Origin of the sequence: Novosphingobium sp. B-7, from assembly GCF_000410615.1 — a bacterium.
GTDB classification, from domain to species: domain Bacteria; phylum Pseudomonadota; class Alphaproteobacteria; order Sphingomonadales; family Sphingomonadaceae; genus Novosphingobium; species Novosphingobium capsulatum.
Genome location: NZ_APCQ01000489.1, coordinates 22,845 through 38,763, shown reverse-complemented (window position 1 = coordinate 38,763; position 15,919 = coordinate 22,845). Strand labels below are relative to the sequence as shown.

At 64.9% G+C, this 15,919-nt stretch carries 15 protein-coding genes and 1 pseudogene; 12 read left to right on the top strand and 4 right to left on the bottom strand.

Annotation, left to right across the window (positions count from 1 at the left end):
- The 9 genes and pseudogenes from H926_RS33055 to rpsD form a co-directional block, all read left to right on the top strand.
- Window positions 1-460 (top strand): annotated as a pseudogene (locus H926_RS33055) (DNA primase); the annotation flags it as partial.
- 96 nt (window positions 461-556) lie between these two features.
- Entirely contained in the window at window positions 557-2,557 is a 2,001-nt protein-coding gene (rpoD, locus tag H926_RS0106445; protein ID WP_022675588.1) for an RNA polymerase sigma factor RpoD, read from the top strand.
- Window positions 2,558-2,781: 224 nt separating this feature from the next.
- The gene (locus H926_RS0106440) at window positions 2,782-5,094 is read left to right on the top strand and encodes a TonB-dependent receptor (RefSeq protein WP_022675587.1); all 2,313 of its coding nucleotides are present in this window, start codon (window positions 2,782-2,784) and stop codon (window positions 5,092-5,094) included.
- Window positions 5,095-5,278: 184 nt separating this feature from the next.
- Window positions 5,279-5,911: a DUF2059 domain-containing protein gene (locus H926_RS0106435; protein WP_022675586.1), complete on the top strand. Its 633-nt coding sequence runs from the start codon at window positions 5,279-5,281 to the stop codon at window positions 5,909-5,911.
- Window positions 5,912-6,058: 147 nt separating this feature from the next.
- A complete protein-coding gene (gene rpiB / locus H926_RS0106430) occupies window positions 6,059-6,496 on the top strand; it encodes a ribose 5-phosphate isomerase B (protein ID WP_022675585.1) in 438 nt (145 codons plus the stop codon).
- Between the two features lie 17 nt (window positions 6,497-6,513).
- On the top strand, window positions 6,514-7,827 hold the full coding sequence (gene glyA, locus H926_RS0106425) for a serine hydroxymethyltransferase (protein WP_022675584.1): 1,314 nt from the start codon (window positions 6,514-6,516) through the stop codon (window positions 7,825-7,827).
- 40 nt (window positions 7,828-7,867) lie between these two features.
- Window positions 7,868-8,305: a transcriptional regulator NrdR gene (gene nrdR / locus H926_RS0106420; protein ID WP_369801299.1), complete on the top strand. Its 438-nt coding sequence runs from the start codon at window positions 7,868-7,870 to the stop codon at window positions 8,303-8,305.
- Window positions 8,306-8,307: 2 nt separating this feature from the next.
- Window positions 8,308-9,063: an RNA methyltransferase gene (locus H926_RS0106415; RefSeq protein WP_022675582.1), complete on the top strand. Its 756-nt coding sequence runs from the start codon at window positions 8,308-8,310 to the stop codon at window positions 9,061-9,063.
- 178 nt (window positions 9,064-9,241) lie between these two features.
- The gene (gene rpsD / locus H926_RS0106410) at window positions 9,242-9,856 is read left to right on the top strand and encodes a 30S ribosomal protein S4 (protein WP_022675581.1); all 615 of its coding nucleotides are present in this window, start codon (window positions 9,242-9,244) and stop codon (window positions 9,854-9,856) included.
- Window positions 9,857-9,985: 129 nt separating this feature from the next.
- Here rpsD and H926_RS0106405 read toward each other — a convergent pair whose 3' ends face one another.
- Window positions 9,986-10,609 (bottom strand): YceI family protein, encoded by a 624-nt coding sequence (locus H926_RS0106405; RefSeq protein WP_022675580.1) that lies wholly within the window; start codon window positions 10,607-10,609, stop codon window positions 9,986-9,988.
- 134 nt (window positions 10,610-10,743) lie between these two features.
- On the opposite strand from H926_RS0106405, the gene H926_RS0106400 reads away from it, so the two are divergent.
- The gene (locus H926_RS0106400; RefSeq protein ID WP_237740984.1) at window positions 10,744-11,637 is read left to right on the top strand and encodes a LysR family transcriptional regulator; all 894 of its coding nucleotides are present in this window, start codon (window positions 10,744-10,746) and stop codon (window positions 11,635-11,637) included.
- Between the two features lie 76 nt (window positions 11,638-11,713).
- Window positions 11,714-11,941, top strand: coding sequence for a hypothetical protein (locus H926_RS0106395; RefSeq protein WP_022675578.1), 228 nt, complete (start codon window positions 11,714-11,716; stop codon window positions 11,939-11,941).
- A gap of 12 nt (window positions 11,942-11,953) precedes the next feature.
- Here the strand turns inward: H926_RS0106395 and tgt are convergent, their stop codons facing one another.
- Window positions 11,954-13,081 (bottom strand): tRNA guanosine(34) transglycosylase Tgt, encoded by a 1,128-nt coding sequence (gene tgt / locus H926_RS0106390; protein WP_022675577.1) that lies wholly within the window; start codon window positions 13,079-13,081, stop codon window positions 11,954-11,956.
- Between the two features lie 69 nt (window positions 13,082-13,150).
- Here tgt and H926_RS0106385 point away from each other — a divergent pair, with 69 nt between their 5' ends.
- Window positions 13,151-13,954, top strand: coding sequence for a TSUP family transporter (locus H926_RS0106385; RefSeq protein WP_022675576.1), 804 nt, complete (start codon window positions 13,151-13,153; stop codon window positions 13,952-13,954).
- Here the strand turns inward: H926_RS0106385 and queA are convergent, their stop codons facing one another.
- Window positions 13,955-14,983 (bottom strand): tRNA preQ1(34) S-adenosylmethionine ribosyltransferase-isomerase QueA, encoded by a 1,029-nt coding sequence (gene queA, locus H926_RS0106380; RefSeq protein ID WP_022675575.1) that lies wholly within the window; start codon window positions 14,981-14,983, stop codon window positions 13,955-13,957.
- Between the two features lie 179 nt (window positions 14,984-15,162).
- Window positions 15,163-15,882, bottom strand: coding sequence for a peptidylprolyl isomerase (locus tag H926_RS0106375; protein WP_022675574.1), 720 nt, complete (start codon window positions 15,880-15,882; stop codon window positions 15,163-15,165).
- Between the last annotated feature and the right edge of the window lie 37 nt (window positions 15,883-15,919).

The following is a 15,919-nucleotide window of genomic DNA, read 5'->3' as shown; positions in this document are numbered from 1 at the left end:
CGCGCTGCTGGCGGCGGTTCTGGCCGGGCTGGTGGTGCATCCCGCCGCGCTGGCCCGCCATGGCGAGGCGCTGGCGCGCATCCACCCTGCGCAGGCCGGCATGGCCGCGCTGCTCGATGCGCTGCTGGCCTTTGCCGAATCGGGCGCCCCGCTTGAAAGCACGGCCTTGCGCCCCATATTGCTGGAGCGGCAGCTAGAGGGGCCGTCGGCAGACGATTACGATGGCCTGCGATTCGGCTTCCTTTCGGAAACGAGCGCCACCGCGCTCGACGAACTGGCCGAAGCGATCGAGCTGATCGTCGATCTTCCGGCGGTCGAATCGGCGCTGGCGCGAGCGACAGAGCGCCTGGAAAATGACTTTTCCGAGGATAGCTTTGCCGAACAACAACGATTGCTGCAACGAAGGCTGGCTTTGCTGGCCAGGTTGGGGCAAATGGGTCGCACTCGTGCATCGTTATAATAGGAACATATGGATCGCCCGAGACCGGATGCGATCCTGGCCTGGGCACCGATGGGGCCCAATGCGGCACGACGTCAAAGGGTGGTATCGGGGTTAATGGCTTCCAACGACAAGACCGATAGCGGCGATGCACCGCTGATCGACCTTAACGAGGCTTCGATCAAGAAGCTGATCGCGCGCGCCAAGCGTCGCGGCGTCATCACGTATGACGAGCTGAACGAAGCTTTGCCGCAAGACCAGATGTCCTCCGAGCAGATCGAGGACATCATGGCCGCGATCTCGGAAATGGGCGTCAACATCGTCGAGAGCGACGAGGACGCGGTCGATCCCGAAGAGCGTGAGGCTGAGGAAGCCGAAGACAACGACACCGGGATGGACGACCGCCCGGTAGTTGAAAAGCGCAAGGAAACCATCGAACGCACCGACGATCCGGTGCGCATGTACCTGCGCGAAATGGGCGCGGTGGAACTGCTCAGCCGCGAGGGCGAAATCGCCATCGCCAAGCGCATCGAAGCCGGCCGCGACACCATGATCATGGGCCTGTGCGAAAGCCCGATTACCTTCCACGCCATCATTCAGTGGTCCGAAGCGCTCAACGCGGGCGAAATGCAGCTGCGCGAGATCCTCGATCTCGATGCCATGCTGTCGAAGGAACCGCAGCCCGAGAACCTGTCGGAAGACGGCGAAGAAGCCGACGGCGAAATCAGCGAAGCCACCGCTGGCCCTTCCTTCAAGGAAGAGGAAGACGTCGAGGAAGAGGAAACCGAGGACGAGGACGACGAGCTGCGCGAGCGCCGCGCCCGTCCGGCGGAAGAGGAAGAGGAAGACAACACCCTTTCCCTCGCCCAGATGGAAGCCACGCTCAAGCCTGCCGCGCTGGAGCGTTTTGCCGAAATCACCAGCCTGTTCCGCGCCTTTGAAAAGCTCCAGGGCGAGCGTCTCGACGCGCTGGGCCTGGGCCTGCCGTTCTCGGCCGCCAAGGAAACCGAATATCACAAGCTGCGCGAGGAACTGACCGCGCAGGTGGAAAGCGTGCAGTTCCACGCTTCCAAGATCGAATACCTGGTCGACAACCTCTATGCGTTCAACCGCCGGCTGACCACGCTGGGCGGGCAGATGCTGCGCTTGGCCGAGCGCCACAAGGTGAGCCGCAAGGACTTCCTCGACCACTACGTCGGGCGCGAGTTGGACGAAGGCTGGTTGCAGTCGCTCGCCACGCGCGACAAGAAGTGGGCGGCCTTTGCCGCCACAGAAGCGGGCGCGGTCGAACGCATCCGCGCCGAAGTGGCCGACATTGCCTCGGCCACGGGCATGCAGCTGGCTGAATTCCGCCGCATCGTGAACATGGTCCAGAAGGGTGAGCGCGAGGCGCGCATCGCCAAGAAGGAAATGGTCGAGGCGAACCTGCGCCTGGTGATCTCGATCGCCAAGAAGTACACCAACCGCGGCCTGCAGTTCCTGGACCTCATCCAGGAAGGCAACATCGGCCTGATGAAGGCGGTGGACAAGTTCGAGTACCGCCGCGGCTACAAGTTCAGCACCTATGCCACGTGGTGGATCCGCCAGGCGATCACCCGCTCGATCGCCGATCAGGCGCGCACCATCCGCATTCCGGTGCACATGATCGAGACGATCAACAAGCTGGTGCGCACCAGCCGCCAGTTCCTGCACGAGCAGGGCCGCGAGCCCACGCCCGAGGAAATGGCCGAGCGTCTGTCGATGCCGCTCGAAAAGGTGCGCAAGGTGATGAAGATCGCCAAGGAGCCGATCAGCCTCGAAACGCCGATCGGCGACGAGGAAGATTCGCACCTGGGCGATTTCATCGAGGACAAGAACGCGATCATCCCGGTGGATGCGGCCATCCAGGCCAATCTCAAGGAAACCGTCACCCGCGTTCTGGCCAGCCTGACCCCGCGCGAGGAACGCGTGCTGCGCATGCGGTTCGGCATCGGCATGAACACCGATCACACGCTGGAAGAAGTTGGCCAGCAGTTCTCGGTGACACGCGAACGCATTCGTCAGATCGAAGCCAAGGCGCTGCGCAAGCTCAAGCACCCGAGCCGCAGCCGCAAGATGCGCTCGTTCCTCGATCAGTAAGCCCTGCGGCACTGCCGCAAGCGCTCTACGCCAAGAGAGGCGCCCGGCTCCGGCCCGGCGCCTCTTTTCGTATGCCGGGTATGTGTTGCAATGCGGCATCAGTATCAACTGAAACCGACACACCCTTGCATTAGTCTGACACAGGCTTGACACAAAACGCTAATAGCCCGGCCGGATCACACAACAGCGGCAAAGACCGCGTCCTTTCCGTCAGGGGAAATTCCATGCGTACCACCCGTTTCGCTTCCGCCATGCTGGCGGGGGCCGCCTTTGCGGCCATCGCACCTGCCGCCTTTGCCCAGGATGCCGCACCCGCTGCGCCGGCCGCCGCCGCTGCTGACGATGCCGGCAATGCCATCGTCGTGACGGCAGAGCGCCGCCAGGAAAACATCATGTCGGTGCCGGTGTCGGTGGCCGTGATGAAGCCCGAACTGCTGCACAACCTGCAGGCCGCCGGCGCTGACACGCTGCTCTCGCTTGCCGGCCGCGTGCCCAGCCTCAACGTCGAATCGACCACGGGCCGCATCTTCCCGCGCTTCTACATCCGCGGCCTTGGCAACATCGACTTCTACCTCGGCGCTTCGCAGCCGGTGTCGGTGATCCAGGACGACGTGGTGATGGAGCACGTGGTGCTCAAGTCCAACCCGGCGTTCGATATCGCCCAGGTGGAAGTGCTGCGCGGCCCGCAGGGTTCGCTGTTCGGCCGCAACACCACGGCCGGTATCGTCAAGTTCGACACCGCCCAGCCCACCGCAACCTGGGCCGGCCAGGCCAGCGCCAGCTGGGGCAGCCGCAACAGCGTGAACATCGACGCTGGCGTCGGTGGTCCGCTGACTTCTGACGGCCGCGTCAGCTTCCGCCTGTCGGGCCTGTACCAGCACCGCGACAACTGGATCAACAACACCTACACCGGCGTCAGCGACGACGGCACCAAGCCCGGTAACAACGTCATGGGCGGATTCAACGAGCGCGACGTACGCCTGCAGCTGCTCGCCCAGCCGACCGAAACCCTGTCGCTGCGCCTGTCGGGCCACTATCGCGATTACGACGGCAGCGCCTCGATCTTCTACCGCGGTTCGATCCAGAAGGGCACGCACACAGTGCCGCAGAATCTGGACCTGACCAACGTGGCCTATGACGAAGGCGGCAACAACCCGCAGGCCTACAAGACCAAGGGCGTCTCGCTCAAGGCCGTGCAGGACATCGGCAGCATGACGCTGACCTCGATCACGGCCTATGAAGCCTCGCACGGTTCGAGCCGGGGTGACACCGACGGTGGCGCGGCCGCCAACTTCGGCGGCGCCGGCTTTGGCGAATCGCGCGGCGTGTTGCGCAGCCTCAACCAGTGGAGCCAGGAAGTGCGCCTGGCGAGCCCGGACGCGGCCCGCTTCAAGTGGCAGCTGGGCGGCATCTACTTCGACTCGCGCGATTACACCGAGTTCGACCAGCGGGGCTACTTCCTCAACGCTGGCGCACCGGGTGCCAACCCCAACAACTGGGTGCTGCTGCACAACGTCAACACCAGCTGGGCGGTGTTTGGCCAGGCCAGCTATGACCTGACCGAAAAGCTGCGCTTTACTGCCGGCGCGCGCCTGTCAAACGACACCAAGACCACCACCCTGCTCAAGACGGCGGACACCGCCGCTGGCGTGGTGACCTTCCCGGCCACGGCCGCGCGCAACGTGCGCCTGTCGGACACGCAGCCGAGCTTTGACGCCAGCCTGCTCTATCGCGCCAATTCCGACCTGTCGTTCTTTGCCCGCGTGGCGCGCGGCTTCCGTGGCCCGACCATCCAGGGGCGCTCGGCCGTGTTCAATTCGCCGTTCACCACGGCCAATTCGGAAAAGAACACCTCGTGGGAAGCCGGCATCAAGAGCGCCTGGCTGGATAACGCGCTGACGTTCAACCTCACCGGGTTCTACTACACCGTCACCGACATCCAGTTGAACGGCAACGACAGCAATGGCAGCGGCGTGCTGTTCAATGCCGACAAGGCCGTGGGCTATGGCGCCGAAGCGGAAGTGGGCCTGCGTCCGTCGAAGAACCTGCGCTTCGACATTGGCGTGAGCGTGCTGCACACCGAGGTCAAGGATCCCAACGTGTTTGCCCAGGCCGGTTCGGCTGGTGGCGTCCTGTCGGAAACCGTGCTCAACCCGGTCAACAAGGTCGGCGCGAACTACTTTGCGCAGATCAACGGCAATTCGCTGCCCAATGCGCCGCGCTTCAACCTCAACCTGTCGGGCCGGTACGACCTGCCGCTGAATGACGACTTCAAGGCGTTCGTCGGCGCAGACTTCAACCTGCAGGGCTATACCATGTACGTGCCCTACAAGACGGTGGAATACACCTCTGACGGCAACTACGAGCTGGGCGCCAAGGCCGGCTTCGCGTTTGGTCGCTACGAGTTGGCGGTGTTCGCCCGCAACCTGACGAACAAGCGCAACCTGGTCGGCGTGATCGACACCTCCAACTATCGCGCCGGGATCTACAACGATCCGCGCACGATCGGTGTCTCGTTCAGCGGTTCGTTCCGCTGATCGCATCGCACAGCATGACAATCGGGACGGGGTGGCAGCGATGCCGCCCCGTTTCGTGTTATGGCAGCCCGAATAAATCCTTTTGACACTGGGCTTTCCGCCCTTGACCGGCCCGCAACAAGGCGCAACGAACAGAACCGCGACACCGGCTTTCGCCCGGCTTGTCCTCCGGGAGTTTCCGCCAATGTTGCCTGCCCGCCAAACCGTTGCCCTTGCCGCCCTGGCCCTCGCCCCACTGGCCAGCGCCGTGGCCCTGCCCGCTGCCGCGCAGGCGCAGACGGCACCGCCCCCGGCGGCACGCCCGCTCGATCCTGCCGATCTGCAAGTGGCCAGCCAGATCATCGCGGTTATCCTGCCGCCCGAACAGCGGGTGGCAATTGTCGAGCGCGTCACCAAGACGATGATGGGCGCCATGCAGGGCAACATGGCCGGCATCATGGGCGTGGACGATCCCGGCTTGCAGCAGATCTTCGCGCGCATGTTCGAAACGATGCCCGCGGCGATGCGCCCAGCGATGGAGCGCCGCATGCCCGAACTCGTCGATGCCATGACCCGCGCCTATGTCCGCCATTTCTCGCACGAAGACCTTCGCGCCATTCTGGCTTTCGCCCAGACGCCGGCAGGTAGTCACTATCTCTCGCGCTCGGCCGACCTGATGCAGGACCCTGACGTGGTTACCGTGATGACCGCGATGAACCGCGACGGCATGGAAGTGGGCATGGGCATGGCCAAGAATCTCAAGGCAGAGCTGACCACCTACCTGACCCAGCACCCAGAGGTCGCCAAGAAGATCGCCGCTGCCCACGCCGGGCAATGAGAGGCGACGGGTGGGCTGCCGCGCCGGGCTGCCCACCCATCTGGGCAAAGGGTGCATCATAAGGCCAATTAATCTGGCATAGCGCGCGCAATGGGTTTAGGGGGACGCCAGAACCCCCACCATAGGCAACCGGAACCGCTATAACCCATGCGCATTGCCATTGCTTCCGATCACGCCGCGCTGGCGCTCAAGGCCGATCTTGTCCAGTGGCTGGGCGAGCTGGGCCACGATGTGGCCGACCTTGGCCCCTATAACGGCGACAGCGTCGACTATCCCGATTACGGGTACAAGCTGGCCAGCGCCATGGCCGCCGGCGAAGCCGAACGCGGCATCGCGCTGTGTGGCTCGGGCATCGGTATTTCCATTGCCGTCAACCGCAACCCGGCCGTGCGCTGCGCCCTGGTGGGTGAGCCGTTTTCGGCCAAGCTTTCGCGTGAGCACAACGATGCCAACGTGCTGGCCATGGGCGCCCGGCTGACCGGGCTCGACATGGCCAAGGCCTGCGTCGAGGCGTTCCTCGCCACGCCCTTTGCCGGCGACCGCCACGTGCGCCGCGTTACCAAGCTTTCCAATCCAGCCCTCTGATCCAGGAGCCACACCCGATGTCCACCGCTGCCACCGCATCGCCGGAAGTCCGCACGGCAGGCTTCTTCACCGAGCATCTCGCCTCGGCCGACCCCGAAATCTTCGCCGCCATCCAGGGTGAGCTCAAGCGTCAGCAGACCAAGATCGAGCTGATCGCCTCGGAAAACATCACCAGCCTGGCCGTGCTCGAAGCAACTGGCTCGGTGCTCACCAACAAGTATGCCGAAGGCTATCCGGGCAAGCGCTATTATGGCGGCTGCGAATACGCCGACGTGGTGGAAAACCTGGCGATCGAACGCGCCAAGCAGCTGTTCGGCTGCAATTTCGCCAATGTGCAGCCCAATTCGGGCAGCCAGATGAACCAGGCCGTGTTCCTGGCGCTGCTGCAGCCGGGCGACAGCTTCATGGGCCTCGATCTCAACTCGGGCGGCCACCTCACCCACGGTTCGCCGGTCAACATGAGCGGCAAGTGGTTCCACCCCATTCCCTATGGCGTGCGCGCCGACGATCACCAGATCGACATGGACGAAGTGGCCCGCCTCGCGCGCGAGCACAAGCCCAAGCTGATCATCGCGGGCGGCACCGCCTATTCGCGCACCTGGGACTGGCAGGCGTTCCGCGCCATCGCCGATGAAGTGGGCGCGTGGCTGCTGGTCGATATGTCGCACATCTCGGGCCTGGTTGCCGGCGGGGCGCACCCCTCGCCGATCCCGCATGCCCATGTCGTGACCACCACCACGCACAAGAGCCTGCGCGGCCCGCGTTCGGGCGTGATCCTGACGAACGACGAGGCGCTGGCCAAGAAGTTCAACACCGCCGTGTTCCCCGGCCTGCAGGGTGGCCCGCTGGTCCACGTGATCGCGGCCAAGGCCGTGGCCTTTGCCGATGCGCTGCGCCCCGAATTCAAGGCCTATGCCCACCAGGTCGTGGCCAATGCCAAGGCCCTGGCGGAAAGCCTCAAGGATGCTGGGCTCGGCATCGTTTCGGGCGGCACCGACAACCACCTCATGCTGGTGGACCTGTCGGCCAAGGACGTGACCGGCAAGGCCGCTGAAAAGGGCCTCGATCGCGCCTGGCTCACCTGCAACAAGAACGGCGTGCCGTTCGACAAGCGCTCGCCCTTCGTCACCTCGGGCATCCGCCTGGGCACGCCGGCTGGCACTACCCGCGGCTTCCGCGAGGCAGAGTTCCGCCAGATCGGCCAGCTGATCGCCCAGGTGGTCGACGGCATGGCCCGCAATGGCGAAGAAGGCGACGGCCAGGTGGAACAGCGCGTGCGCGACGCCGTGGCGGACCTCTGCGCGCAGTTCCCCATCTACCCGGAGCTTTGAGCGTTTGCGTTGCCCGTTCTGCGCCCATGACAACAGCCAGGTGAAGGACAGCCGGCCGACCGAGGACAACACCTCGATCCGCCGGCGGCGCCAATGCGAAAGCTGCGGCGCCCGCTTCACCACGTTCGAACGCGTGCAACTGCGCGAGGTTCTGGTGGTGAAGAACAAGGGCGATGGCAGCGAGCCGCGCCGCGAACCGTTTGACCGCACCAAGATCGAACAGTCCGTCGCGCTCGCCTGCCGCAAGCGCCCGGTCACGCAGGAACGCCTGGATCAGCTGGTTACCGGCATCCAGCGCCAGATCGAAACCATGGGCGATGGCGAGGTCGCCTCCAAGGTGATCGGCGAGATGGTCATGGATGCGCTGCGCCAGCTCGACAGCGTGGCCTATATCCGGTTTGCCAGCGTCTATCGCGATTTTTCCGAAGCCCGTGATTTCGAGGAATTTGCCTCTTCCATCCAGGAAGTGGCCAAGTAACCATGCCTGCACAGCCCGTTATCGTTCTCGTGCGCCCGCAGCTGGGCGAAAACATCGGCAAGGCCGCGCGCGCCATGCTCAATTTCGGCCTGGCCGAAATGCGCCTGGTATCCCCGCGCGATGGCTGGCCCAATCCCGCCGCCGGCCCGGCCGCCTCTGGCGCCGATGTGGTGCTCGAAAAGGCCCAGGTGTTCGATAGCCTGGCCGATGCCGTGGCCGATTGTGCGCATGTCTATGCCACCACTGTGCGCAAGCGCGGGGTGACCAAGCCGGTGGTGACGCCCGAGGAAGCGGCCCGCGCGATCGTGGTCGAAGAAGGCCGCAGCGCGCTGGTGTTCGGGCCAGAGCGTTCGGGCCTGGAAACCGATGACGTGGCCCTGGCGCGCACCATCCTGACCGTGCCGATCAACCCCGAATTCGGCTCGCTCAACCTGGCCCAGGCAGTGATCCTGTGCGCCTATGAATGGTCCAAGCACCAGAACGCCGCCGGCGCCCTGGTGCAACCCACGGTCGAAGACATGCTGCCCCCTGCCCCGCAGGAAGAGTTTGAAGGCATGTTTTCCCAGCTGTGCGGCCTGTTGGAACCGCGCGGCTATTTCATGCCTGAAGACCGCGCGGCGGCCACGCGCCGCACGCTGCGCACCATGCTGACCAAGCCGGGCTGGAATCATCTCGAAATCCGCACGCTGCGCGGGGTGCTGTCTGCCATGCGCCGCGCGCCAGGCAGCAAGCCCGGCACCGAGCCTCGCGGGGAATAAGCTTTTCCCTTGACTCTGCGGGCGTGTCCTGTTCTAGGCGCGCCTTCGCAATTGGCCCCACACGTCCGGTGAAGTGGTGGCCGCATCCTGGCAATTGGCGGGATGGTGCGGTTCCGGGCATCAGCCGGGAGGGCATCGGCCTTCCCCAGACCAAACGCTAGTTGAAAGGAACGAACGCGTGTCGAAGCGCCATTCGTCCAAGTACAAGATTGACCGTCGCCTTGGTGAAAACCTGTGGGGCCGCCCCAAGAGCTCGGTGAACCGCCGCTCGTATGGCCCGGGCCAGCACGGCCAGCGCCGCAAGAGCAAGGTTTCCGACTTCGGCATCCAGCTGCGCGCCAAGCAGAAGCTCAAGGGCTACTACGGCGACGTGACCGAAAAGCAGTTCAAGCGCACCTATCAGGAAGCGTCGAACATGAAGGGCGATACCGGTCAGAACCTGATCGGCCTGCTCGAACAGCGCCTCGACATGGTCGTGTACCGCGCCAAGTTCGCGCCGACCATCTTTGCGGCTCGCCAGATCGTTTCGCACGGCCACATCCGCGTCAACGGCGTGAAGTGCAACATCGCCAGCCGCCGCGTGCGCCCCGGCGACGTGCTCACCCTGGGCACCAAGGCCAAGGAAATGGCCCTGATCGCCGAAGCGCAGGCTCTGCCGGAACGCGAAGTGCCTGACTACGTCGCCCAGGAAGGCGCCGACAAGGTCACCTTCGTGCGCGTGCCGACGCTCGACGAAGTGCCCTATCCGGTGAAGATGGAACCGAACCTGGTCGTCGAATTCTATTCGCGCTGATCGGTCGGTCCTCACGGACGAGACAAACGGAAAAGGCGGGGCTTTCACCCCGCCTTTTTTGTTGCCCGCCAAACGCGGCCAAACCGTATGCCCGATGCGCAGGTGCGCACCGGGCAGAACGCCGCGCGATCAGGCCTTCTTTTCGAAAGCCACGGTGATCTTGAGGCGCACTTCGTCGCTGACGAAGGGAACATACTTGCTCACGCCGAAATCCGAACGCTTGAGCGTGCCGGTGGCGCCAAAGCCCACGGTGAAGGCCTTGCTCATCGGGTTGGAGCCAGCGCCGCCGAACGTGGCGTCGAGCGTCACCGGCTTGGTTACGCCGTGCATGGTGAGGTCACCCTCGATCCGCGCGGTACGATCGCCGGTGGGCACCACCTTGTGCGAGACAAAGCGGATCGTGGGATACTTGGCCGCGTCGAACCAGTCGGCGCTCTTGAGTTCGCCATCGAGCGTGGCGTTGGTGGTGGAGATCGCCGAAACCGGCAGCGACACGTCGAGCGCAGTGGCACCCAGGTTTGCCGGGTTCAGCGTCATCGTGCCGGTCGCGCCGGGGATCACGCCGAAAAAGTCGTTGAAGCCAAAGTGGCTGACGGTGAATTCGGCCAGGGTGTGGTGGGTTTCCACCTGATAGGTGCCAGCCGGCACGGCCGAAGGCGCGGCAGTGGCCTGCGCGGCGACCAGCGCCGGCGTGGCCAGGGCAGGAACGGCAAGAGCCAGGGCCAGAGCGGCGAAAGTCTTGGTACGTGTCATGACAGGGATCGTCCTTGTTGCAATGATCAGCGGTGAAATGATCGGGCGCAAGATGGCGTTTCCACCATCAGATGATAATACGCCAAGCATGAGATTATCCTTTTACCCAGGGTGCGAAATCAGTGGCTGACCGCTTGACCGGAATCGAGGTGTTCGTCGAAGCGATGCGGCTGGGCGGCCTCTCTGCGGCCGCCCGCGCCCTGCACATGTCGCCGGCGATGGCGGCCAAGCACCTTTCCGCGCTGGAGGCGCGGCTGGGCACCACGCTGGTCCACCGTACCACGCGGCGCCTGTCGCTGACAGAGGCGGGCGCGGCTTACCTCGACAAGGCGGAACGCGTGCTGGCCGACTTGCGCGAGGCCGAAGCAGAAGCTGCCGCGCAAAGCGTGGCGATCGAAGGGCTGCTGCGGGTGAGCGCCCCGATGTCGTTCGGCGTGCTGCACATCGCGCCCTTGGTCGCCGCCTTCAACCAGCGCTATCCCGGCATTACCGTGGAACTGGGGATGAGCGATCGCCAGGTCGATCTGGTGGAAGAACGCTGGGACATGGCCATCCGCATCGGCCGCCTGGTCGGCAGCAGCCTGGTGGCGCGCAAACTGGCCGACATGCATCTGGTGGTCTGCGCCTCCCCTGCCTACCTCGCCCGGCGCGGCACCCCCAGCCAGGTCAGCGATCTGGTGCAGCATGATTGCCTGGGCTTTACCCTCACGCGGTTTGGCCAGCACGTGTGGCGCTTTGGCCTGGATGGCACGATCCACCAGCCGGTGCGCGGCACCTTGCAGGCTGACAATGGCGACGTGCTGGTGGAAGCGGCGGCAGCGGGCCTTGGCCTGGTCTATGGTCCACGCTTCATCGCCGCGCGCGCCTTGCGCGAAGGGCGGCTGGTAGAGGTGGTGCTGGACCAGCCGCTGGCGGGGCTCGGCGCCGTCCATGCGATCACCCATCCCTCGCGCCGGCCAGCAGCCAAGACCCGCGCCTGGATCGAATTCCTGGCGGCGACGGTGCCCGCGATGGCCGCCGAATGGTAGACACAATAAAGCAATATTTTCAGCCGTTTCCCGCAACAAACGGATCGTCGCAAATTGCGCATGAACGCAGCAGAAAATGGGAACAGCATCGCGCCGCCAGCATTATCGCAGCATGCTGATGTATCGCTTCGTCACGCCGCACCGTTGCGGCAAATGGTATCCTGATCTGGAAACAGCCAAGGCCCAGGCCAGCGCCATCGGCGCCGGCTTTCTCGACACCCGGACCGGCGAATTCGCGCAATATCCCGGCACCCGGCTCGAAACCGAGGTGGTGATGACGCCGCAACCTCAGATCGCGGCCTGACTGCCCGACGGCTTACTCTCGGTTGAAATAGTCCCGGCGGAAATCGGCGGCGAACGCGGTAAAACGATCTTCGGCGATCGCCGCGCGCATACCAGCCATCAGCTGCTGGTAGAACGACAGGTTGTGTTCGGTCAGCAGCATGGCGCCCAGCATTTCGCCAGCCTTGTGCAGGTGATGCAGATAGGCGCGGCTGTATTTGGCGCAGACCGGGCACGTGCAGCGCGGGTCCAGCGGGCCGGTATCTTCAGCATGGCGGGCATTGCGCATGTTGATCGGGCCGTTCCAGGTAAAGCCCTGCCCGTTGCGGCCTGAACGCGTGGGCAGCACGCAATCGAACATATCCACCCCGCGCTCCACCGCGCCGACCAGATCATCGGGCTTGCCCACGCCCATCAGATAGCGCGGGCGATCGGCCGGCAATTGCGACGGCGCAAAATCGAGCGTGGCGAACATCGCCTCCTGCCCCTCGCCCACCGCCAGGCCGCCGATGGCATAACCGTCAAAGCCGATATCGCGCAGGGCATCGGCACTGGCCTGGCGCAGCCCTTCATCAAGCGCGCCTTGCTGGATGCCGAACAGCGCCGAACGCGCGGCATGCTCTTCCCCGCTGTCGAAACCGGCGCGGCTGCGGCGGGCCCAGCGCATCGACATTTCCATCGAGCGGGCGATCACGTCGCGCGGCTGATCGGCACGCGGGCATTCGTCGAATGCCATCACGATGTCGGAGCCCAGCAGGCGCTGGATTTCCATCGAGCGTTCGGGCGAGAGCATGTGGCGCGAGCCATCAAGGTGGCTGGCGAACGTGACGCCTTCCTCGGTGATCTTGCGCAGGTCTGACAAGCTCATCACCTGATAGCCGCCGCTGTCGGTGAGGATCGGGCGATCCCAGCCCATGAACGCGTGGAGGCCACCCAGGCGCGCCATGCGTTCGGCGCCGGGGCGCAGCATCAGGTGATAGGTGTTGCCCAGGATGATGTCGGCGCCGGTGCGGCGTACGTCTTCCACCTTCATTGCCTTGACCGTGGCCGCCGTGCCCACCGGCATGAACGCCGGCGTGCGGATCTCGCCCCGCTTCATCTGGATGGTGCCGGTGCGGGCCTTGCCACTGGTGGCGTGAATCTGGAACGAAAAGCGGGTCATCGGGGGCGGGCAATCATCCGGGGCAAAAGAACAGTTGCGGCCCTTAGGCGCAAACGCCAAGGCGTGCAAATGTCGCTGTTTCACCTTGCTCTTGCCGCTGCCCAGACGCCCGCGTTCACGCCGGCGCCGTGGATGTATCCGGTACTGACCGCGATTGCCGTGATCACCGGCCTGGTCGATGCCATTGCCGGTGGCGGCGGGCTGATCATGATGCCCGCGCTGATCACGGTGGGCCTACCGCCGCACCTGACGCTGGGCACCAACAAGATCCAGTCGATGTGCGGCACGACGATGGCCACCTGGCGCTATCACCGCGCCGGGCTGTTCACCCTGGCCGGCAATGGCGTGCTGGTGGCCGTCACGTTTGCCGGCGCGCTGATCGGCGCACTGGTGATCCAGCATTTCAAGCCACAGGTGCTCTCGCTGATCGTGCCGGTGCTGCTGATCGGCGTGGCGCTTTACACCGTGCTTTCTCCGCGCATGGACGATGGCGACCGCCACGATCGCCTCGGCGCGCGCAAGTTCCTGCCAGTTGCGGGCGGCGTGGGCTTCTATGACGGGTTCTTCGGCCCCGGCGCCGGGCAATTCTACACCACCACCCTGGTGGCCCTGCGCGGCATGGGGCTGACCCGCGCCACCGGACTGACCAAGCTGCTCAACGTGACCAGCAACCTGGCCAGCGTGATCGTCTTTGCCCTGGGCGGCCATGTGCTGTGGCTGCTTGGCCTGTGCATGGGCGTCGGCGCGATGACCGGCGCCATCATCGGCAGCCACTTTGCCACCCGCTTTGGCGCCCGGCTGATCCGCCCGTTGCTGATCGTGGTCAGCCTGGCCCTGACCGGGCGGCTGGTGTGGCAATGGTTTGCCGGGTGATTACGGCATCAACAGTGAGCTGTCGCCGTAGCTGTAAAAGCGATAGCCGGTGGCGATGGCATGGGCATAGGCCGCCTGCATCGTGTCCAGTCCCATCAGCGCCGAAACCAGCATGAACAGCGTGGACTTGGGCAGGTGGAAATTGGTCATCAGCCCGTCGATCGCCTTGAAGCGATAGCCCGGGGTGATGAAGATCGCGGTATCCCCTTCGAACGGATGGATCGTGCGCGCCTCATCCGCCGCGCTTTCCAGCAGGCGCAGCGAGGTGGTGCCCACCGCGATGATGCGCCCACCGGCCGCGCGTGCGGCGTTGAGCCGGGCCGCGGTTTCGGGCTCGATCCGGCCCCATTCGGCATGCATCTGGTGATCGGCGGTGTCATCGGCCTTGACCGGGAGGAACGTGCCCGCCCCCACATGCAGCGTGAGCGTTTCATGGGCGATGCCGGCGTCGGCCAGCCCCGCCATCAGCTCTGGCGTGAAATGCAGCGCGGCCGTGGGCGCGGCAACGGCGCCGTCCTTTTGCGCGAACATCGTCTGATAATCCTGGCGATCCTGGGCGTCGGTTTCGCGCTTGCCGGCGATATAGGGTGGCAGCGGCATGCGGCCGGCCCGTTCCAGCAGCACTTCCACCGGCTCATCCCCGGGGAAGAACAGCGTCCAGCTGCCATCGGCGTGGCGCGCCTCGGCCGTGGCGGAAACGCCGGCGCCGAAATCGATCACGTCATCGGCACGCAGCCGCTTGCCATTGCGGATGAAGGCCTGCCAGCGGCGCAGGTCGAGCCGCTTGTGCAGCGTGGCGCCCACCCGCGCCTCCCCCCGGCGGCCTTCGAGTTGCGCCGGGATGACGCGGGTATCGTTGAACACCAGCACATCGCCGCGGCGCAGCAGGCTGGGCAGATCGCGCACCACATGGTCGCTGAGCGGCTGCCCGCCGGCCACATGCAGCAGCTTGGCCGCATCGCGCGGACGGGCCGGGCGCAGGGCGATGTTTTCGGGCGGCAGTTCGAAATCGAAAAGGTCAACACGCATGGCGAGCGCGCTAGCCGCAGCCGTGGCACAGGGCAAGCACCTGACGCCACCGGCTCCCCATCCTCTTTAGAGGAGGGGGTTGGGGGATGGTGGATGCGTAGCGCCAGGCTTCGCACCACCCCCGGCCCCTCCTCTAAAGAGGAGGGGAGATAAGCAGACTAAATCGACCCCAGGCCCGATCAGTTGGTGCGCGACTTGCTCAGCATGTCGGGCGTGATCGCGCCGGTTGGCACGGCCGCCGGCAGTGCGGGGCGCGGCTTGTTGTCAGCCAGGATCGAGGCCTGGAGGATCTTGGTCGGGTTGCTGGGCGGCTCGCCCCGCACGATCGTATCCACTGCATCCATCCCGCTGATCACGCGGCCGAAGTTGGTGTACTTGTGATCGAGCGCAAAGCGCGGATAGAACACGATGAAGAACTGGCTGTTGGCCGAGTTCGGCTCGTTGGTGCGCGCCATCGACACAGTGCCGCGCATGTGCGGGGCATCGTTGAATTCGGCCTGAAGGTCAGGCAGCTTCGATCCGCCCTGCCCCGTGCCGGTGGGGTCACCGGTCTGCGCCATGAACCCGTCGATCACGCGGTGAAAGATGATGCCGTTGTAGAACCCTTCGCGCGTCAGCGTCTTGATGCGCTCCACATGGTGGGGCGCCCATTGCGGCATCAGGCGGATCAGCACGCGCCCGCCGTTCGACAGGTCGAGCACCAGCACGTTTTCAGGATCGTGGGCCGGATCGGTATCGACGGCATAGGTAATTTCGTGCTGCGGCACGACCTTGTCGATCTTGAACGGCTGCGCCGGGGCCTTTTCCCCACGGCTTTGCGCCATGGCCGGGCCGGACACGACCGCCGAGGCTGCCAGGGCAGCGCAGATCAGGGCCTTGGAAAACGAACGGGCGATCATCAAGCCTGCCACCTTGTTGGAATATGTGAAACGCCGA

Coding starts and splice junctions, on each gene's coding strand:
- H926_RS0106405 (WP_022675580.1), bottom strand. CDS start 10,609: ATGACACGTACCAAGACTTTCGCCGCTCTGGCCCTGGCTCTTGCCGTT.
- H926_RS0106415 (WP_022675582.1), top strand. CDS start 8,308: ATGCCTGCACAGCCCGTTATCGTTCTCGTGCGCCCGCAGCTGGGCGAA.
- H926_RS0106395 (WP_022675578.1), top strand. CDS start 11,714: ATGGGAACAGCATCGCGCCGCCAGCATTATCGCAGCATGCTGATGTAT.
- tgt (WP_022675577.1), bottom strand. CDS start 13,081: ATGACCCGCTTTTCGTTCCAGATTCACGCCACCAGTGGCAAGGCCCGC.
- queA (WP_022675575.1), bottom strand. CDS start 14,983: ATGCGTGTTGACCTTTTCGATTTCGAACTGCCGCCCGAAAACATCGCC.
- rpoD (WP_022675588.1), top strand. CDS start 557: ATGGCTTCCAACGACAAGACCGATAGCGGCGATGCACCGCTGATCGAC.
- H926_RS0106435 (WP_022675586.1), top strand. CDS start 5,279: ATGTTGCCTGCCCGCCAAACCGTTGCCCTTGCCGCCCTGGCCCTCGCC.
- glyA (WP_022675584.1), top strand. CDS start 6,514: ATGTCCACCGCTGCCACCGCATCGCCGGAAGTCCGCACGGCAGGCTTC.
- rpiB (WP_022675585.1), top strand. CDS start 6,059: ATGCGCATTGCCATTGCTTCCGATCACGCCGCGCTGGCGCTCAAGGCC.
- H926_RS0106375 (WP_022675574.1), bottom strand. CDS start 15,882: ATGATCGCCCGTTCGTTTTCCAAGGCCCTGATCTGCGCTGCCCTGGCA.
- H926_RS0106385 (WP_022675576.1), top strand. CDS start 13,151: ATGTCGCTGTTTCACCTTGCTCTTGCCGCTGCCCAGACGCCCGCGTTC.
- H926_RS0106440 (WP_022675587.1), top strand. CDS start 2,782: ATGCGTACCACCCGTTTCGCTTCCGCCATGCTGGCGGGGGCCGCCTTT.